This window comes from Thalassospira sp. HF15 (genome assembly GCF_011806525.1).
Classification (GTDB): Bacteria; Pseudomonadota; Alphaproteobacteria; order Rhodospirillales; family Thalassospiraceae; genus Thalassospira.
The window spans coordinates 107,910-126,592 of sequence record NZ_JAAVKI010000004.1 but is presented as its reverse complement, the minus strand read 5'-3'; the positions used below and the strand labels follow the sequence as shown (position 1 = coordinate 126,592).

General features: G+C 55.8%; 15 protein-coding genes. 6 read left to right on the top strand and 9 right to left on the bottom strand.

Going from position 1 to position 18,683, the window contains the following annotated elements; all coding sequences use genetic code 11:
- Positions 1-5: 5 nt before the first annotated feature.
- On the bottom strand, positions 6-3,491 hold the full coding sequence (locus tag HED22_RS09895) for an indolepyruvate ferredoxin oxidoreductase family protein (protein ID WP_167721678.1): 3,486 nt from the start codon (positions 3,489-3,491) through the stop codon (positions 6-8).
- A gap of 391 nt (positions 3,492-3,882) precedes the next feature.
- Between HED22_RS09895 and HED22_RS09890 the strand changes: the two genes are divergently transcribed.
- The 5 genes from HED22_RS09890 to HED22_RS09870 all read left to right on the top strand — a co-directional run bounded on the left by HED22_RS09890 (position 3,883) and on the right by HED22_RS09870 (position 9,763).
- Entirely contained in the window at positions 3,883-4,329 is a 447-nt protein-coding gene (locus tag HED22_RS09890; protein WP_167721676.1) for a VOC family protein, read from the top strand.
- A 143-nt stretch (positions 4,330-4,472) separates the two neighbouring features.
- Positions 4,473-5,126, top strand: coding sequence for a Crp/Fnr family transcriptional regulator (locus HED22_RS09885; RefSeq protein WP_167721674.1), 654 nt, complete (start codon positions 4,473-4,475; stop codon positions 5,124-5,126).
- Positions 5,127-5,348: 222 nt separating this feature from the next.
- Complete coding sequence (locus tag HED22_RS09880; protein WP_167721672.1) at positions 5,349-6,233, top strand: MBL fold metallo-hydrolase; 885 nt, start codon at positions 5,349-5,351, stop codon at positions 6,231-6,233.
- A gap of 24 nt (positions 6,234-6,257) precedes the next feature.
- Entirely contained in the window at positions 6,258-7,931 is a 1,674-nt protein-coding gene (locus HED22_RS09875; RefSeq protein ID WP_167721670.1) for a bifunctional protein tyrosine phosphatase family protein/NAD(P)/FAD-dependent oxidoreductase, read from the top strand.
- A 65-nt stretch (positions 7,932-7,996) separates the two neighbouring features.
- Positions 7,997-9,763 carry a SulP family inorganic anion transporter gene (locus HED22_RS09870; RefSeq protein ID WP_167721668.1) on the top strand — a complete coding sequence of 589 codons (1,767 nt, stop codon included), beginning with the start codon at positions 7,997-7,999 and terminating at the stop codon, positions 9,761-9,763.
- Between the two features lie 22 nt (positions 9,764-9,785).
- On the opposite strand, the gene HED22_RS09865 is transcribed toward HED22_RS09870, so the two are convergent.
- Positions 9,786-10,976 (bottom strand): benzoate/H(+) symporter BenE family transporter, encoded by a 1,191-nt coding sequence (locus HED22_RS09865; protein WP_167721666.1) that lies wholly within the window; start codon positions 10,974-10,976, stop codon positions 9,786-9,788.
- Between the two features lie 330 nt (positions 10,977-11,306).
- Between HED22_RS09865 and HED22_RS09860 the strand changes: the two genes are divergently transcribed.
- The gene (locus HED22_RS09860) at positions 11,307-11,960 is read left to right on the top strand and encodes a peroxiredoxin (protein ID WP_167721663.1); all 654 of its coding nucleotides are present in this window, start codon (positions 11,307-11,309) and stop codon (positions 11,958-11,960) included.
- A gap of 109 nt (positions 11,961-12,069) precedes the next feature.
- Here the strand turns inward: HED22_RS09860 and HED22_RS09855 are convergent, their stop codons facing one another.
- From HED22_RS09855 to HED22_RS09825, 7 genes are all read right to left on the bottom strand, one after another.
- Positions 12,070-13,233: a peptidoglycan -binding protein gene (locus tag HED22_RS09855; protein ID WP_167721661.1), complete on the bottom strand. Its 1,164-nt coding sequence runs from the start codon at positions 13,231-13,233 to the stop codon at positions 12,070-12,072.
- Positions 13,234-13,237: 4 nt separating this feature from the next.
- A complete protein-coding gene (locus tag HED22_RS09850) occupies positions 13,238-14,422 on the bottom strand; it encodes a flagellar motor protein MotA (RefSeq protein ID WP_167721659.1) in 1,185 nt (394 codons plus the stop codon).
- Between the two features lie 12 nt (positions 14,423-14,434).
- Positions 14,435-15,628, bottom strand: coding sequence for an OmpA family protein (locus HED22_RS09845; protein WP_167721657.1), 1,194 nt, complete (start codon positions 15,626-15,628; stop codon positions 14,435-14,437).
- A gap of 265 nt (positions 15,629-15,893) precedes the next feature.
- Complete coding sequence (locus HED22_RS09840) at positions 15,894-16,703, bottom strand: inositol monophosphatase (RefSeq protein ID WP_368484493.1); 810 nt, start codon at positions 16,701-16,703, stop codon at positions 15,894-15,896.
- A gap of 65 nt (positions 16,704-16,768) precedes the next feature.
- Positions 16,769-17,335, bottom strand: coding sequence for an elongation factor P (gene efp, locus HED22_RS09835; RefSeq protein ID WP_167721655.1), 567 nt, complete (start codon positions 17,333-17,335; stop codon positions 16,769-16,771).
- A gap of 198 nt (positions 17,336-17,533) precedes the next feature.
- Positions 17,534-18,175 (bottom strand): thiamine phosphate synthase, encoded by a 642-nt coding sequence (gene thiE / locus HED22_RS09830; protein WP_167721653.1) that lies wholly within the window; start codon positions 18,173-18,175, stop codon positions 17,534-17,536.
- 63 nt (positions 18,176-18,238) lie between these two features.
- Positions 18,239-18,679 carry a hypothetical protein gene (locus HED22_RS09825; RefSeq protein ID WP_167721651.1) on the bottom strand — a complete coding sequence of 147 codons (441 nt, stop codon included), beginning with the start codon at positions 18,677-18,679 and terminating at the stop codon, positions 18,239-18,241.
- Between the last annotated feature and the right edge of the window lie 4 nt (positions 18,680-18,683).

The window sequence follows — 18,683 nt, the reverse complement described above, 5'->3', positions numbered from 1 at the left end:
GTTTGTTATTCTGCCGCCTTAAGGTGTTCGGGCGGGTTGCGGAACTGTTCAAGCAGTTCGGCTTCGCGTGCCTTGACCTTTTCGATGTGCTCTTCCTTGACGTGGCCATAGCCGCGAATGTGTTCAGGCAGGGCCAGCAACGCCTTGGCGATGCGGGCATTCTCATGGCTCAATCCGTCAATCACCTCGGTCACCAATTTTTCGTAGTCGGCAATCAGCTGGCGTTCGATCTGACGTTCCGGGTTGCGGCCAAACGGATCAAGTTTGGTACCACGCAGGAACTTCATTTTCGCCAGCATCCGGAAGGCCGTCATCATCCACGGGCCATAGACCGATTTCTGAGGTTTGCCACTTTCCGGATCGGCATTGGCCAGTGACGGCGGCGCCAGATGGAAGTTGATCTTGTAGTCGCCGGTGAAGGTCTGGGTGACCTTCTTCATGAATGCCGGGTCGGTATATAGGCGCGCAACTTCGTACTCGTCCTTATAGGCCAGAAGTTTGAAGTAATATTTCGCCACCGTGCGGGCCAGATCATCCTCCCCGCCAAGGCGTTTCTCGGCAGCCGCCACCTTATCGACAAGGGCACTAAAGCGATCCGCATAGGCCGCGTTCTGGTAATCGGTCAGGAAGGCACGGCGCTTGGCGATGATATCGGAAAGCTCGGTGGCAATCGGGTGCGCTTCGGCTTCGTTCGGACCGACGACCGCAATCACGCGGTCACGATCATGGGCATAAAGGCGTCCCCAGTAGAAGGACTGCTTGTTCATGTCAATCGACACGCCATTGAGCTCAATCGCCTGCATCAGGGCTTCTTCACTGATCGGGATCAGTCCGCGCTGCCAGGCAACGCCCAGCATGAACAGGTTGGTCGCAATCGAATTGCCCATCAGGCGGGTTGCAATGTCACTGCCTTCGACGAAATGCACCGCATCAGCACCACAGGCATCATTGATGACCTTCATGTGCTCGTTGGTTTTAAGCTCGAAGTCCGGGTTGTGGGTAAATGCACCGGTGACGGTCTCATGGGTGTTGATCACCGCCTGGGTGAAGTTGCGGCGCATTTTGGCAAGCCCTTCGAAGCTTGCCGCGACCAGAAGGTCACAACCCAGCACGACATTGGCTTCACCGGCCGGAATGCGCGCGGCATGCAGCTTGTCCTGGTCATTGGCAAAGCGGATATGGCTGACAACAGCCCCGCCTTTCTGGGCAAGGCCTGCCATATCTAGCCCGACAATGCCCTTGCCCTCGATATGGGCGGCCATACCAAGCAACGCCCCGATGGTGACAACACCCGTGCCCCCAACACCCGTGACCAGAACCGACCACGGTTCGTCAATTTCAGGCAGGGTCGGGCGGGGCAGGCTGGCAAAGACCGTATCCATACCGGTGTCGCCTTTGGCGGCAGCATCGGGCTTGCGAAGCTCGCCCCCTTCGATGGTGACAAAGCTTGGGCAGAAGCCCTTAAGGCACGAAAAGTCCTTGTTGCAGGCGGATTGGTCAATCGCGCGTTTGCGGCCAAATTCGGTTTCAACCGGCACAACCGCAAGGCAGTTGGACTGTTCACCGCAATCGCCACAGCCTTCACAGACCAGATCATTGATAAAGACGCGCTTGGGCGGATCAACCATCAGCTTGCGCTTGCGGCGGCGGCGTTTTTCCGCCGCACAGGTCTGATCAAAGATCAGGATCGAAACGCCTTCGATTTCGCGCAGTTCTTTCTGTGTTTCGTCAAGCGTATCGCGATGACGCACGTCAACGCCCGGCGCAAAGTCCGCGCCCATCGGGTATTTATCGGGCTCGTCTGACAAAACGATGATGCGTTTGGCGCCTTCGTCAAACATCTGGCGCGTGATTTGCGGCACGGTCAGCGGTCCGTCGACCGGCTGTCCACCCGTCATGGCGACCGCATCATTGAACAGGATTTTATAGGTGATGTTCACGCCAGATGCCACGGCGGCACGCACAGCAAGCGAGCCGGAATGGTAATAGGTGCCATCCCCCAAATTCTGGAAGACATGCTTTGTGCTGGTAAACGGCGCCTGTCCGATCCATGTGGCACCTTCGCCGCCCATATGGGTAAAGGTCTCGGTGGAGCGATCCATCCAGTTGACCATATAATGACAGCCAATACCGGCCATGGCGCGGCTGCCCTCGGGCACCTTGGTGGAGCTGTTATGCGGGCAGCCCGGGCAGAACCACGGAATGCGTGCAACATCCGGGCGCGGCTCGGCGATTTCGCGTTCTTTTTCTGTCAGCCAGTCGATGCGTTCATGAATGGCCGGGCTGTCATAGAAACGCTTGATCCGTTCGGCCAGAACCACAGCAACCCGTGCCGGGGTGAGTTCATCCATCGATGGCAGGATCCATTCGCCCTTCTCATCGAACTTGCCGATCACCTGTGGGCGGACGTCTTCGCGCCAGTTATAAAGCTGTTCCTTGACCTGGTTTTCCATCACCGCGCGCTTTTCCTCGACGACGATGATTTCTTCCAGCCCCATGGCGAATTCACGCACGTCATCACGGTTGAGCGGCCAGCTCATCCCGACCTTGAGAACGCGAATGCCGATTTTGGCCGCGTCTTCTTCGGTGATGCCAAGGTCATCAAAGGCCTGCATGACATCAAGATAGGCCTTGCCTGTGGTGATGATGCCAAGCCGCGCATTCGGACTGTCGATCACTGTTTTATTGAGCTTGTTCGCCCGGGCATATGCCAGTGCGGCATATAGCTTGTATTTCATCAGGCGATGTTCTTGCTCTTTGGGCGTGTCGGGCCAGCGGATATGTAGGCCGCCCTCCGGCATTTCAAAATCGGTCGGAATCACAGGCGTGATGCGATCCGGGGCGACATCGGCGGCGGCCGAGCTTTCCACCGTTTCGGCAATGGTTTTCATCGCCACCCAACAGCCGGAATAGCGGCTCATGGCCCAGCCATGCAGACCGTAATCCAGAATGTCCTGAACACCCGACGGGTTCAGAACCGGGATTTGCGCATCAATGAAGGCATATTCGGTCTGATGGGGCAGGGTGGATGATTTGCAGGAATGGTCATCACCGGCCAGAACCAGAACACCGCCATGTTTTGACGTGCCGGCATGGTTGGCGTGCTTGAAAACGTCACCGGATCGGTCAACGCCCGGTCCCTTGCCATACCACATGCCAAAGACGCCATCATATTTGGCATCGTTGTACATGTTGACCTGCTGGCTGCCCCAGACGACGGTGGCGGCAAGGTCTTCGTTCACCCCGGCCTGAAATTCGATCTGCTGTTTGGTCAGGAATTTCTTGGCGCGCCAAAGCTGCTGATCCAGCCCACCCAGCGGCGATCCGCGGTATCCTGAAATGCACCCGGCGGTATTCAGGCCTGCGCGCGCATCAAGCTGGCGCTGCATCAGAGGCAAACGGACCAAGGCCTGAATGCCGGTAAGGTAAACCCGGCCTTCCTCAAGCGTGTATTTATCGTCGAGTTGAACTGCCGCCAATTGTTGTGCCATGACCGGTCTCCCTCGGATCTCTCTGATATGCGGGGTCATTTCGGGCCCAATGCACTGCTTTTATTGATATGGGTGTTGGTGCAGTGTTTCGGTATGACCTGTAAATTATGTTTCAGCGCGGTTTACGGGACCGTCACCTGATCCTCAAATGGTAATGAATGCTGACCTTTTTTTAAACCAAACTCGCATCGCACTATGCAAAACGCCTGATTGTATCCGTTGACGTTAGGTCAACTTAATATTTACTTATTCCGGTACCGATTTATGCGCAATAAAATTGCGTAGATGGTGCGGTGCGAAATTGCGCAGTGTGTCGAGTCCGGGCTCGGCAGTGCAAAACTGCTATGTTAAGTTCGTGCGGGTTTCGGGTGCGCAGAGCAAGGAGCGTATAATGGAACAGCGTGTTTCGCTGATTACTCTGGGTGTTGCGGATCTGGATCGGTCGCGTCGGTTTTACGAAGACGGGCTGGGATGGCAGATGACCGAGATGGTTGAAGGGCAGGTGGTGTTTTACCAGCTCTCCAATGGTCTTGCCCTTGGCCTTTTCGGGCGTGAGGCGCTTAAAGAAGATGGCAAGTTCGATGATGATACCGGTGCAAGCTTTGCCGGATTGACCCTGGCCTACAACGCGCGCAGCGAGGAAGAAGTCGATCAGGTCATGGCGGAGGCCAAGGCAGCCGGTGCAAAAATCCAGAAACCTGCCGAAAAGGTCTTTTGGGGCGGCTATTCCGGCTATTTCCGTGATCTGGATGGCCACGCCTGGGAAGTGGCCTTCAATCCGTTCTGGACAATTGATGACAAGGGAAACCTGCATATCCCGTCCAAACAGTCCGACTGATCACACCAATCACATCCGAACTGCCGGGCAGCATCATGCTGCCCGTCTTCGGAAATATTCCAAAGTACAGTTGCATCAGGGATAATTTCCTTTTACATCAATTTCGATGTATTTTGATCAGCGTTTCAAAGGGGGATAGGGTTTTGAGTTGGATTGACCAGTTTCCGGGTCTGTCACGTTTGCCTGAAGGCATCCGAACCTATCTTCTTAATGAAAGCAAAATTGTTACCGTTCCGGCCAATACGGTCATTTTCGGGCCGGGCAAGTCACCGGAAAATCTGCTGCTGCTGCTTGATGGTACGGTCAGGGTGCAGCAGACATCTGATACCGGCCGTGAAATCGTCCTTTATCGGGTCCATGCAGGCGAAAGCTGTGTTCTGACCACGGCGTGTCTTCTGGCCTATGAAGACTATTCTGCCGAAGGCATTGCCGAAACCGAAACCCGCGCAGTCGCGATCCCCAGAGCCGTTTTCGACAAGCTGGTTTCCGACTCTATCGAGTTCCGGCAGTTTGTCTTTACCGCCTATTCGAAACGCATCACCGACCTGTTCATGGTGATCGAAGAAATCGCCTTTCAGAAGCTTGATATCCGTCTGGCGCACAAGCTGATCGAACTGGCAGCGGGCGCAGAAACGGTTTCTGCCACCCATCAGAAACTGGCCGTTGAACTGGGCACGGCACGCGAAGTGATTTCGCGCCAGCTTCAGGAATTCCAGCGACGTGGGTGGATTGAACAGTCACGTGGCACCATTCGTCTGATCGAACCTGCGCCGCTGGTGAAACTGGCGCAAAGCTAAGTAACGGGCCGCTAGCAGGGCGGCTCTACAACTTTAGAATTATTAGTTGTTAATGTTTTGATGTTTGGTGACAACGTCACTGAACCCCATATCGTGAATTCGTAAAATTAAAAGAATAGCCAGATGTTTTGTCCGCAAACTTGTCGGGCAGACGGCGTTTTGACCCCATCCGATGCAAGCCGGTCATAAGGCGGCGCGGAGGCAGTTGTTTAGGAGGAATCCATGTCTGCATACCCGGTAAACATGTCCGTAAAACCGGAAGTTACGGCCTTTTTCGACGAAGATACCAACACCATCAGCTATGTGGTCAAGGACCCCGAAAGCAATGCCTGTGCGGTTGTCGATTCCGTCATGGACATCGATTATGCCGCTGGTCGCATTACGTTCGATCATGCCGACAACATCATCGCCTTTATCAAGGACAAGGGCCTCAAGCTGGAATGGATCATCGAGACCCATGTCCATGCCGACCACCTGTCCGCAGCCCCGTATATCCAGCAGGAACTTGGCGGCAAGCTTGGTATCGGCAGCAAAATCACGGTGGTGCAGGATACCTTTGGCAAGGTGTTTAACGAAGGCACCGAATTTCAGCGCGATGGCAGCCAGTTTGATCGCCTGTTTGAAGATGGCGATACCTATCAGGTTGGCAATATGACCTGCTTTGCCATCTATACCCCGGGCCACACCCCGGCCTGCATGGTTCATGTCATGGGCGATGCTGCTTTTGTCGGCGATACGCTGTTCATGCCTGATGGTGGTTCGGCCCGTGCCGACTTCCCGGGCGGTGACGCCGGGACGCTTTATGACAGCATCCAGAAACTCCTCGCCCTGCCGGACGATATGCGTCTGTTCATGTGCCACGACTACGGCCCCAATGGCCGTGACATCAAGTGGGAAACCACCGTTGGCGAAGAGAAAAAGCACAACATCCACGTCGGCGAAGGCAAGACCCGTGAAGACTTCATCAAGTTCCGGACCGAACGTGATGCAGAGCTTGATATGCCGCGTCTGATCATCCCGTCGCTTCAGGTCAATATGCGCGCCGGTCAGGTGCCGACCGACAGCAGCGGCAAAAAAATGCTGAAAGTCCCGGTAAACGGGCTCTGATCAACACTCAGGTGAGGAAAAGCCATGGAAATCAAGAAAATCAGTGACGGGCTTTCCGTCAGTCCGCAGATCGTTGCAGACGATGTCAAGGAAATCGCCAAGCTCGGCTTCCGTTCCATCGTCTGTAACCGTCCGGACGGCGAAGGATCCGATCAGCCGACCTATGAAGAGATTTCAAGCGCGGCAAAGGAAGCCGGGCTTGAAGTCCGCTATCAGCCAATTGTTGCAGGCAAGGTCAGCGATGACGACGCCAGTGACTTTGGACGTCTGTTTGACGAACTGCCAAAACCGGTCTTTGCCTATTGCCGGACAGGTACGCGATCGACAACGCTTTGGTCGCTAAGCCAAGCCGGGAAGCTTGATACCAGTGAAATCCTGCGCGCCACGAAGGCGGCGGGGTATGACATGGGCGGTGTCGTGCGTCGTATCGTCAATGGTGGGAAGACACCCACCGATCAGGGCGATGCGAAATATGACATCGTGATCATCGGTGGCGGTGCAGCCGGTATTTCCGTCGCATCCAGCCTTATCGCCCGCCGTTCCGGGCTTGAGATTGCCGTGATCGACCCGGCCGATATTCACTATTACCAGCCGGGCTGGACCATGGTGGGGGGCGGTGTCTTCGAAGCCAGCACCACGGCCCAAACCATGGGTTCGCTGATCCCCAAAGGCGTACACTGGATCAAATCCGCAGTCGCCGCGTTCGAACCGCAAGACGATGCCGTCATTCTCGATGGGTGTCGGGTGGTCAAATATGACCGTCTGATCGTTTGCCCGGGGCTTAAGCTTGACTGGAACCGGGTTGATGGTCTGGTTGAAACGCTTGGCCGCAATGGCGTGACATCGAACTATCGCTATGACCTTGCACCGTACACGTGGGAATTGGTTTCCTCGATGCGTGAAGGCAAGGCGATCTTTACCCAGCCACCCATGCCGATCAAATGCGCCGGTGCCCCGCAAAAGGCCATGTATCTGTCAGCCGATCACTGGTATCGCAACGGTGTTCTCAAGAACATTGATATCGATTTCTGCAATGCCGGTGGTGTGCTGTTTGGCGTTAAGGACTATGTGCCCGCCCTTGAAAGCTATGTGAAGAAATACGACGCCCATTTGAACTTCTTCCACAATCTGGTGGCAATTGACGGTCAGGCGAAGAAGGCCTGGTTCGATGTTGCCAAGCCTGACACCAAGGTTGAACGCATCGAGAAGTCCTTTGACATGATCCATGTCTGCCCGCCGCAGGTGGCACCGGACTTTATTCGCGTATCGGCGCTGGCAGATGCGGCTGGATGGATCGATGTCGATCAGGCAACCCTTCGCCACAAGTCGTTTAGCAATATCTGGTCGCTGGGTGACGTGATGAACGCACCCAATGCCAAAACCGCTGCAGCGGCGCGTAAACAGGCGCCGGTGGTTGCCGAAAACGTGGTTGCCGATATCGATGGCAAATCCCCGGTCGCGCAATATGACGGCTATGGATCCTGCCCGTTGACGGTGGAACGTGGCCGTATTGTTTTGGCCGAGTTCGGTTATGGCGGAACGCTTTTGCCGTCCTTCCCGAAATGGCTGATCAACGGCACGCAGCCGTCGCGCCTTGCGTGGCTGCTGAAGGAAAAGATCCTGCCGCCGATCTATTGGAAGGCAATGCTGCGTGGCAAGGAATGGCTGGCCAAGCCTGAAAAAGTCACGACCAACTAAAATACCCTTCGTCCAAGGCAGCGATATCGCTGCCTTGGACCAACTCTTATCCAAGAGATCGACGAATGCGCCTTAACATGCTCCGGAAATATGTCCCGATCTTTGACTGGGGACAGACCTATGACAGGACAGCCTTTGGCAATGACATGATTGCAGCTGTGATCGTGACGATCATGCTGATCCCGCAATCGCTTGCCTATGCGCTGCTGGCTGGTCTGCCGCCCGAGGCGGGGCTATATGCCTCCATCGCACCGATCATTCTTTATGCCATCTTTGGCACCAGCCGCGCGCTTGCGGTCGGGCCGGTTGCGGTGGTGTCGCTGATGACAGCGGCAGCTGTGGGCAATCTGGCTGAAACCGGTACCATGGGGTATGCGCTTGCCGCCCTGACCCTTGCGGCCCTGTCCGGGGCGATCTTGCTGGCCATGGGTGTGTTCAAGCTGGGCTTTCTCGCGAACTTCCTGTCACACCCTGTGATTGCCGGGTTCATCACGGCATCGGGGATGATCATTGCGGCCAGTCAGCTCAAACATATTCTTGGGGTTGATGCCAGCGGGCATAACCTTTGGGAAATTGTCACGTCCCTGATTGCCCATATTCCTGAAACCAATCAGACGACCCTGATCATTGGCATCTGTGCCACGGGCTTTCTGTTCTGGGTGCGCAAGGGCCTTAAACCCGCGTTGCGCAAACTGGGGCTCGGCGCACGCGCGGCTGATATCCTGACCAAGGCCGGGCCGGTCTTTGCCGTTTTCGCCACCACGGCGGCGACCTGGTATCTTGGGCTGGCGGACCGCGGTGTGAAGATTGTCGGTGAAGTCCCGCAAAGCCTGCCTCCACTGACCATGCCCGATTTCAGCCCGGGTCTGATGACAGACCTTCTGGTGCCGGCCATACTGATTTCAGTGATCGGGTTTGTTGAATCAATTTCGGTCGCGCAGACATTGGCGGCAAAACGTCGTCAGCGTATCAACCCGGATCAGGAACTGATTGGTCTGGGGGCTGCCAACATCGGCGCAGCCTTTACCGGCGGTTATCCGGTAACGGGCGGTTTTGCCCGCTCTGTCGTGAATTTTGATGCCGGGGCGCAAACGCCTGCGGCCGGTGCCTTTACCGCTGTCGGGCTGGCAATTGCCGCCGTCGCGCTGACCCCGCTTGTTTATTTCCTGCCAAAAGCCACCCTCGCGGCCACCATTATCGTTGCGGTGCTGTCGCTGGTTGATTTCTCGATCCTGAAAACCAGCTGGCAGTATTCCAAGGCGGACTTTATCGCGGTTTTGGCGACCATCCTTCTGACCCTCGGTCTTGGGGTGGAAGTCGGGGTGACAGCCGGTGTCGTGCTCTCCATCGGGCTGTTTTTGTATAAAACATCACGCCCGCATATTGCCGAGGTCGGGCTGGTTCCCGATACGCAGCATTTCCGGAACATACTGCGCCACAAGGTGATTACCCATCCCTCTGTCCTGACCATTCGGATTGATGAAAGCCTGTATTTCGCCAATGCGCGATATCTGGAGGATTATCTCTATGACCGGGTGGTGGCGTGCGAGAACCTCAAACATGTGGTTCTGATGTGCTCGGCCGTGAACGAGATCGACCTCAGTGCCCTTGAATCGCTTGAGGCGATCAATCATAGGCTTGAGGAAATGGGCATTTCCCTGCACATGTCCGAGGTCAAGGGCCCTGTGATGGATCGCCTGAAAAAGACCCACTTCCTTGATGAGCTGACCGGCGATGTCTTCCTGTCGCAGTTCGACGCCATCTCGAAGCTGACAGAAGGGAAGGCGGGCGAAACGCCACCAAGTTCCGAACCAAAAGTAAAACTGGTTTAGGTTGGAAAAACGGGCTGAAATCTCAGCCCGTTTTTTTTGGGCGATTGCGCAAATGCGTCAGGAAATAAATCAGTCCACCAGCAAGCAAACCCCAGAACGCACCCGAAATCCCGTAGAATGTCAGGCCTGCCGCAGTGACGATAAAGGTTACAGCCGCTGCTTCGCGCCCGTCTTCTTCCTTGAATGCCGCGACTGCTGATCCGGCAAAGGCGCCAATCAGGGCAAGGCCGGCAACCGCTTCGATCAAAACACCCGGTGCCAGACTGATAAAGGCTGTAACCAGCCCGGCGAGCAACCCAAACACGACATAAAAAACACCGCCTGATACCGCCGCCCAATAACGTTTGGACGGATCGGGATGCGCATCCTTGCCCGCACAAAGGGCTGCGGTGATGGCCGCAAGGTTAACCGCGTGACCACCAAACGGTGCAGAAAGTAACGAGAAGATGCCAGTCACCGTAAACAGCGGTCCCGGTGGGGTATCGTAATCATTGGCACGCAAAACGGCTGTGCCCGGAATGTTTTGTGATGCCATGGTGACGATGAAAAGCGGCAAAGCAATGCCGATCAATCCGGTCAGGGTAAATTCAGGCATGACAAATTCGACGGGGGGCGCAATTGCACTGCCCAGATCGGCGATGGCATTTTCAGGAAACTCGACGCCAAACACCATCACCGCGACGAATGCAAGAAGGGCGGCAGGGATCGCAAGCAACCGGTTAAATCGCCCCATCACGATCCACGCAATCACAATCGGAAGACCAAGCAACGGGTCAAAGGCAACCGCCTTGACCGGTGCCAGACACAGACCCAGCAAGACACCGGCCAGCATTGCATTGGCAAGCGGGGCCGGGATCCCTGCAACCGCACGGCCCAATGGTTTCCAGATGCCACTGATGATGATCAGGATGGCACAAACGATAAAGGCACCAACGGCAACGGCAAAGCCCCCCTCAACCGCACCGGATGTCGCCAGAAGCGCCGCGCCGGGTGTTGACCAGGCAATGCTGATCGGAAGACGGGTTTTAAGCGACAGGACAATTGCGCAAAGCCCCATGGAAATGGACAGGGCCATCAGGCCGGATGCAGCTTGTTCGGGGCTGGCACCGACCCCGGCAAGACCTTGCAAGACAACCGCAAATGAACTGGCCGTCCCGACAAAACCGGCCAGCAGGCCCATGAATATACTTTGGGGCGAAATATCACGCAGCATGGGGGCTCCGACGCAAGAAAGGTGTTTCAAAATCTGGTGGCGAGCGCAAAGGCCTTAGGGTCCTGACCCTAACCATAAGCCGCAAGTCAAGCCAGCGAAAACCACCGTCCTCAATGCCGTAAACGTGTCAGAACAACCGCGACGGTGAGTGTCGATCAAATGACAATGCAGCACTGACAAAGCGGAAACACGGCACTGTTTTCACACGAATTTTTTTTCGCACTGAGCTGACCCTACATTGACAAATATCATCGTACTCGTTTGATAAGTTAAATAATTATAATGTAATGAATTGGAGCGGATCCAAATTCCTGACGTAGGAGTCTAACTATGACTGAATCTCCGAAGATTAGTGTCGGTTTGCCGCGCATTAATGAACCGGCGCCGGATTTCACTGCGCCGACCACCGATGGCGTCAAATCCCTGTCCGACTATCGTGGTAAATGGCTTGTGCTGTTTTCCCATCCCGCCGATTTCACGCCGGTCTGCACGACCGAGTTTATCGCGTTTGCCAAACACGCCGATGAATTTGCCAAACGCGATTGTGAATTGCTGGGCCTGTCGATTGACAGCACGCATTCGCACATTGCTTGGATGCGCAACATCGAACAGAACTTTGGTGTGGAAATCCCGTTCCCGATCATTGCCGACCTTAAAATGGAGGTCGCTCAGGCCTATGGCATGATCCATCCGGGTGCAGGTGATACGTCGGCCGTGCGCGCGACCTTTATCATCGATCCGGAAGGCATACTGCGTGCCATGGTCTACTACCCGATGAGCAACGGGCGTTCGATCCCGGAATTCCTGCGCATGATTGATGCAATGCAGACCAGCGACAAGCACGGTGTGGCAACGCCAGAAGGTTGGCAACCGGGTGACAAGGTCATTGTCCCACCGGCCCATACCGCCAAGGCCGCTGCAGAACGGGCGTCCAATCCAGATTATGATTACGTGGACTTCTATTTCTGCACCAAGTCCCTCTGATCAAAACCCCGATGTGCGGTTCCCGGGGCAAGGGACCGTACAAAGGCAAAACCCCGCCAGAGCAATCTGGCGGGGTTTTGTTTGTCTGAATGCAGTGATCAGAACCGTCTTAGCGTTCCGTAATCTTGAACTCGATGCGGCGGTTGCGGCGATAGGCGATTTCGTCATCGCGGTTATCAAGCGGCTGATATTCGCCAAAGCCAGCAGCAACCAAACGGTTGGGCGCTACCCCCTGATCAATCAGGAACTTGACCACCGAAATCGCGCGCGCTGCTGAAAGCTCCCAGTTCGAGGCGAACTGAAGGTTTCTGATCGGCACCTTGTCGGTATGACCATCAACGCGCATCACCCAGTCGATATCATCTGGAATGTCCGCAGCAATCGTTGTCAGGGTTTGACCCAGTTTGGCCAACTGTTCCTTACCGTCTTCGCCAAGGTCAGCCGAACCCGATCCAAACAGCACTTCGGACTGGAAGACAAAGCGGTCACCAACAACCCGGATATCCTGACGATCGCCAAGCACTTCACGCAGGCGACCAAAGAATTCGGAACGATAACGCTGCAACTCGGCAACCTTGGTGGCAAGGGCCGCATTCAGGCGATTGCCAAGATTGACGATCTGGGCGTCTTTTTCCTCGTTCTCGCGCTCGGACGCTTCAAGGGCGGCTTCAATCCGTGCCAGTTGCTGACGAAGGGCCAGCATTTGCTGGTTCAGGGCCGCGACCTGTGCCTGTGCCTCTTCGCTAAGGCTTTTCTTATCTTCCAGTTCGGCTGCACGCGACGCCAGAAGGGCTGAAAGCTCGTCAATCCGGGTTTCCTGATCAGAGATTTTCTCGCCGGTGGTTTCGCGAAGCTCGGTCAGCTCGGATTCCTTGTCTTCAAGCGATGCCAGGGCGGCGAGAAGTTTCTGCTCAATCTCATCGGCCGACAGTTCAGCAGCAGCCAATTGATCGGCCAGGGTCGCGGCACGCGCGCGCAAATCATCGCGCTGATCAGCGGTATTGGAAAGCTCGGTCGTCAGCTGGGTGAGTTCGAGTTCCATGCGCTGATTGTTGCCACGCTCAAGCGACAGCAGATTGGTCAGCTCATTCACCTGCGCGGTCAGGTCATTCAGTGCCTCGTCACGACCCGACAGCGCCGCACCAAGGTAAACCTGTGCGATCACAAAGATCATCAGAAGAAAGATGATCACCATCAACAGGGTGGCAAGCGCATCCACAAAGCCCGGCCAGGTGTTTACATCGCGGTTACGACGGCGCGAAAGCCCGATCATGCGATCAGCCCTCCTCGGCGATGGCGGCGATGGTACGGGCGAGGAGCTTGATCTCGCTTCTGATTTCCTGGGTGGACTGCTGGCGACCCGTGGTGAGTTCCTCACCAATCCGGTTCAGCTGGTTGTCAAGCGAACGGATATGGGCACGGGTATTGTCATCAATCCCGAAGCTGCCCATTTTCATCGAATCAGCCAGTTGATCGAGAACCGGTTTCAGATGCATCTGGTTTTCGGCCAGCTTGACCATCAATTGCTGTTCGGCCTTCATCTGATCGGTCAGGGTCGAAAGCTTGTCGGCCAGATCAATCAGCGTGTTGTGCGATTTTATCTGCGAGCTTTCCGAACGCTGGATAGAGTTCTGCAACCCTTCCATATTGTCCGCCATCTGTTCGATCAGGGCCGAAAGATAGGCAGGAACAGACTGTTCGCTATCCGAAATGCCGCCACCCGAACCAAGGCGGGTAAAGCTTGAAAGCCATTCTTCAAGATCGTTGAAGAAACGGTTCTGTGCCTGACCGGCCTGCATATCAAGAAGACCAAGGGCAAGCGATCCGGCAAGACCAAACAGCGAGGACGAGAACGCCGTTCCCATGCCGCTTAGCGGTTCGGACAGGCCGTCTTTAAGCTCGGAGAACCACAGGTCCATATTTGAACCACTGCCGACATTGACGTTGCTGATGACACCGGCAACCGAGTTCACCGTCTGAAGTAGACCCCAGAAGGTCCCCAACAGCCCAAGGAACACCAGAAGACCAACGACATAGCGAGACAATTCGCGGCTTTCATCCAGGCGCGACCGGATCGAATCAAGGATGGTCCGGGTGGATGTGGTCGACAACTGAGGGCGGTCGCGGCGCTGCTCGGCCATCATGCTGGCCATCGGTGCCAGAAGCTTCGGTGGAACCTGTGATGTCAGCCCCGGGCGTGACCGGCGGAAATCCTCGATCCAGGTCACTTCCGGCGAAAGGCTGGCTGCCATGCGGAAGGTGTAAATAACGCCCACCACAAACACGCCAAGGATCAGGCCATTGAGAACAGCATTGGCCATAAAGGCATCAGACAGGGCCGGGAACAGCAGGGCGCCAACCCCGGCAATGATGACAACGAAGATTGCCATACGTGTCAGATAACTTCCGGGTTTGGTAATGGGCGGGAGAGATCCCGTGCCATTTGCCGTGTTGCTGCTCATAGCGGATTAATCCTAGCGTTGGACGGTTTTGATATCGACGCGATCTGCGGGGCCGGACGGAACATTCGCACCAAGGGCACGAACATCAATGCGCGTGGAGCGCACACCCCGGTCAATAAGGTAGGAACGCACCTGAAGCGCGCGCGACAGCGACAGACGCCGCGCCTTAGACGCGTTTGATCCATCACCTGCGGCATATGCCTGCAGCTGGATGCGCAGGGTGTCATCCTGCCCCATGGCTGCAATCACGCTGTCAAGCTGGCTCTTGGCGGCATCGCTGAGCTCAAAGCTTTCTGCGGCAAAGCCAAGGCTATATTCATCTGCACCCGCTGCTGGCATCGGTTCCGGTGCGGTTTCCGGCGGCAGGGATGCTTCCTCGGCCGCGGGCGCTGCTGGTGCTTCCGTCACCGGCTCTGCCATGGTGGCCATTTCGGTTGCGGGCTGGGTGGTATCAGGTGCTGGTGCAGCCGGGGCCTCGGGCGCATCCGCAATCGGTGCGACTTCCGGGGCGACCGGTGCAGCTGGTGCGGTGTTTTCGTCTTCGATGACGGGCGGTGCTGCCGGTGCATCAACGGCGTCTGCCATTTCGGTTGCCGGTTCAGGGGCTGTTTCGGCAACGCTTGGGGCCGGCGCAGGTGCCGGTGTCGGCTTGGTCAGCGGGGTGGGCGCATTGGATGTGCTGGTTTCAGCCATGCTCGGTGCGGTCGGCTTGGTGCGCGGTGCCGCGGTCGGTTCGGGCTGGTTCAGCGCGATGGTCTGGTTTGCACCGTCATCCATCATTTGCGGGGCCGGGGCACGCGACGCTGTGGCTACACCAGGAACGCCATAAAACTCTGATTGGGTCGGGAAGGCATTGCCGCCACTTGATCCATCAATGACAACAGTCTCAAAGCCACCGTCATAGCCGTCTGAACCGGTGGCACTGGCAAACTGTTCTGTGGCAAGGAAGGTTGATTTGGGTTTGGTTTCCGGGAAGATCAGGTCTCCGCCCGGCATGACGATATGATCGCGCGAAACCGTCGGGGAAAGATATTGTGGCACGGTCGGTTGCCCGCCATAGCCGTCTGCAACATCCCAGTTGACCTGAACGCTGCTGTCAACCGAAACAGGGGAGTATTGTTGTGCGGATGCGTTTGCCCCAAAGAACACGGTTGTGCCCAGTGCAGCCGTCATCGCGAGCACCGAAATCTTGGAATACCCCATCATCAAATCGCAGGCCCCTTAATACCCTGTGTTTGAAATCGTTTTGGTAACGTTGTTCTATTTCACACAGTTTTGTGTCGATCATTAGGCACCCGTAAACTTTCCGAATGCCCCCCTGGCGTCCGCAGGCCCGCAATCAGGCCATACAGTCCCATGCACCATAGCTTAGAGACAAGTGATGGACAACCGCTTTGACCGATAATGCAAAAGGGGCGCTTCGGCAAATTGCGAAGCGCCCCTTTCAAAAAACAGTAACAAAAGCGGGATGTTAGTCCGCGATTGCCTTTTTCAGCGTTTTGGCCAGAACCGGCTGGATATAGTCGTTGGCTGCGACGACGCTGCCGGTAGCAAGCATGTTGGTGCCGCCTTTGTCATCGCGGATATAACCGCCAGCTTCGGAGATCAGGATAATACCCGCTGCGATATCCCACGCATTGAGGTGAGATTCCCAATATCCGTCATAACGACCGGCCGCGACATAGGCCATATCAAGGGCAGCAGCCCCCATACGACGTACACCGGCACAACGGTCCATGACCGAATGCAGCTGCTTTTCAAACACGGCATGATCGCCGTGACCAAGATGGGGCACACCGCACGCCAGAACACATTCGTTCAGACGACGACGGCCCGAAACGCGCAGACGGCGGTTATCAAGGAACGCACCAACGCCCTTTTCCGCCCAGAAGCACTCATCCTTGGCAACGTCATAGATCATGCCTGCGATGATTTCATTGCCCTTCTGCAGGGCAACCGAAATCGCAAAGTGCGGGATGCCATGCAGGAAGTTGGTGGTGCCATCAAGCGGGTCAATGATCCAGCGATGCTCGGGATCGGAACCCTTGATCTCGCCACCTTCTTCCATCAGGAAGCCATAGCCAGGACGGGCACGCTCAAGCTCTTCGCGCAGGCGTTTTTCGGCACGGTGATCGGCTGCAGATACAAAATCTGCCGGGCCTTTCATCGAAACCTGAAGGTTTTCGACTTCACCGAAGTCGCGTTTCAGTCCATAGGCCGCCTTTTCGACAGCCTTGTACATCACGTTGATATTTGCAGAACGACGGGCGGCGCCTCGCACGGCATATCTCCCGGAATTTGAATTAAAAGAAGGTCCGCTTTCCGGACCGGCGGGCAGGGAGGCCCTTAGTCCTTGGCACGCTCGACATAGGTGCCTTCAACCGTGTTCACGACAATGCGCGTACCCGATTCAATATGCGGGGGCACCATCACACGAACACCGTTCTCAAGAACAGCCGGCTTGAAAGAAGAAGACTGGGTCTGACCTTTGACAACCGCATCGGCTTCGACGATTTCGAAGACGACATGTTCGGGCAGGGTCACGCCAAGCGGCTCACCTTCAAAGGATTCGATGGTCACAACCATCCCGTCCTGAAGATAGACAGCAGCGTCGCCAATAAGGTCTGAATTGACTGTGATCTGATCAAAGGTTTCGCTGTCCATGAAGGTGATCATGTCACCATCGGCAAACAGGTAGGTGTATTCTTTCTGCTCAAGGCGAACCTTTTCAATGGTTTCCGACGCACGGAAACGTTCGTTCAGCTTGGTGCCGGTACGAATGTCTTTAAGCTCAACCTGGTTAAAAGCACCGCCTTTACCCGGCTTCACAGCCTGGCATTTTACTGCACGCCACAGGGCACCTTTATGTTCGATAAGGTTACCCGGACGGATTTCGTTGCCGTTGATTTTCATGGCACAAACCGTTCTTTCAGATCACAGATTCACAATGCAATAAGGGGCAAGCGCCCCATTTCAGGGGCTCTACCTACCAGTTCGGCTGTTTTGCTGCAAGCAGATTGATCCGGGCTTACGCGCATAACACCCCGTCATTCGCGCATGGCTTCGACAAGCCTTTGCCTGCCAAGCGATTTCAAGCTGTCGATAATTCTATCAGATATCGGTTGCAGCAATTGCAGCCTTGATCGCCTTTGCCCCGGCTTCGGGCCCGTCGGGATGGTTCCAGACACCACCCGTGACTGCGATGAAATCCGCACCTGCCAGAACAAGCGGGGCAACATTGTCAGCGGTGATACCGCCAATCGCCACACAGGGAACCGTGGTAAACGTCGTCCAGATCTCAAGGATTTCCGGTGTGACGCTGGTTTTGGCGTCCTTGGTCTCGGTCGGATAAAACGCCCCGAACGCGACGTAATCGGCACCCTTTTCACCAAGGATCATCGCCTTGTGGCGACTGTCATAGCAAGACACGCCAACGATATGTTCTTCGCCCATGATCGCGCGCGCTTCGTCATAGCTTGCGTCTTCTTCGCCAACATGCACACCATCGCAGCCCGATTTCTTGGCAATGTCGGGACGGTCATTGAGGATCAGGGGAATGTTGCGATCCACACACATCGGAAGGATGGTCTCAATCGCCTTGCGGATTTCATCATCGCTGACATCCTTCAGGCGCAATTGCAGGCAATCAACCGCACCGGTATCAAGCACCGATTTCAGCTTCTCGCTAAACGGTGCAAGGTCGATTTTCGGAGGGGTCAGAAGATAAAGACCGGCAAGTTCGTCTGAATTCACGATGATAATTCCTGATGATTTCCTGCGTGTTATGTAACCTTTGACGCAGGTTTTGGCAATTGCCTAGCGCGCAATCATCGCCAAGTGCGCAAGCAGCCGTTTATCCAGTTCTTTATCCGGCAGGATGTCATCGGCCATCTGATAGAGCACGTCAGAATCAGGGAGTTCGGTCATGACCCTGCTATCGGCCTGACGCGCCATATCCCGAAGGTTTTCAAGCTGATCAGCGGGTAAGGGGTCGACAATCACCGCATCAAGCCCAAGCTCAATCGCGGCAAGCGCCCCGGATACCCGTCCACGACAATCAAGAACAGCCTTGAAATCACATGATGGGAATTCTTCACGCACAAGCCTGATCAGATCGGCAAACCACTGTGCCCCATGTGATTGGGCGGCGTGATCGGGCGATAGCAGCGCAAAGGCGCGGTTCCCCATCACCCGGCAGGCGGACCGGGCGCCAGTGATGCCATGAATGCGAATGACGGGATCGGGCAGGGCGGTCATGGTG

What these genes read in the sequence shown, in the direction of transcription:
- efp (WP_167721655.1), bottom strand. Translation starts at nt 17,335, where the DNA reads ATGAAAATCAACGGCAACGAAATCCGTCCGGGTAACCTTATCGAACAT.
- HED22_RS09855 (WP_167721661.1), bottom strand. Translation starts at nt 13,233, where the DNA reads ATGATCGGGCTTTCGCGCCGTCGTAACCGCGATGTAAACACCTGGCCG.
- HED22_RS09895 (WP_167721678.1), bottom strand. Translation starts at nt 3,491, where the DNA reads ATGGCACAACAATTGGCGGCAGTTCAACTCGACGATAAATACACGCTT.
- HED22_RS09880 (WP_167721672.1), top strand. Translation starts at nt 5,349, where the DNA reads ATGTCTGCATACCCGGTAAACATGTCCGTAAAACCGGAAGTTACGGCC.
- HED22_RS09870 (WP_167721668.1), top strand. Translation starts at nt 7,997, where the DNA reads ATGCGCCTTAACATGCTCCGGAAATATGTCCCGATCTTTGACTGGGGA.
- HED22_RS09860 (WP_167721663.1), top strand. Translation starts at nt 11,307, where the DNA reads ATGACTGAATCTCCGAAGATTAGTGTCGGTTTGCCGCGCATTAATGAA.
- HED22_RS09825 (WP_167721651.1), bottom strand. Translation starts at nt 18,679, where the DNA reads ATGACCGCCCTGCCCGATCCCGTCATTCGCATTCATGGCATCACTGGC.
- HED22_RS09865 (WP_167721666.1), bottom strand. Translation starts at nt 10,976, where the DNA reads ATGCTGCGTGATATTTCGCCCCAAAGTATATTCATGGGCCTGCTGGCC.
- HED22_RS09845 (WP_167721657.1), bottom strand. Translation starts at nt 15,628, where the DNA reads ATGATGGGGTATTCCAAGATTTCGGTGCTCGCGATGACGGCTGCACTG.
- HED22_RS09890 (WP_167721676.1), top strand. Translation starts at nt 3,883, where the DNA reads ATGGAACAGCGTGTTTCGCTGATTACTCTGGGTGTTGCGGATCTGGAT.
- HED22_RS09875 (WP_167721670.1), top strand. Translation starts at nt 6,258, where the DNA reads ATGGAAATCAAGAAAATCAGTGACGGGCTTTCCGTCAGTCCGCAGATC.
- HED22_RS09850 (WP_167721659.1), bottom strand. Translation starts at nt 14,422, where the DNA reads ATGAGCAGCAACACGGCAAATGGCACGGGATCTCTCCCGCCCATTACC.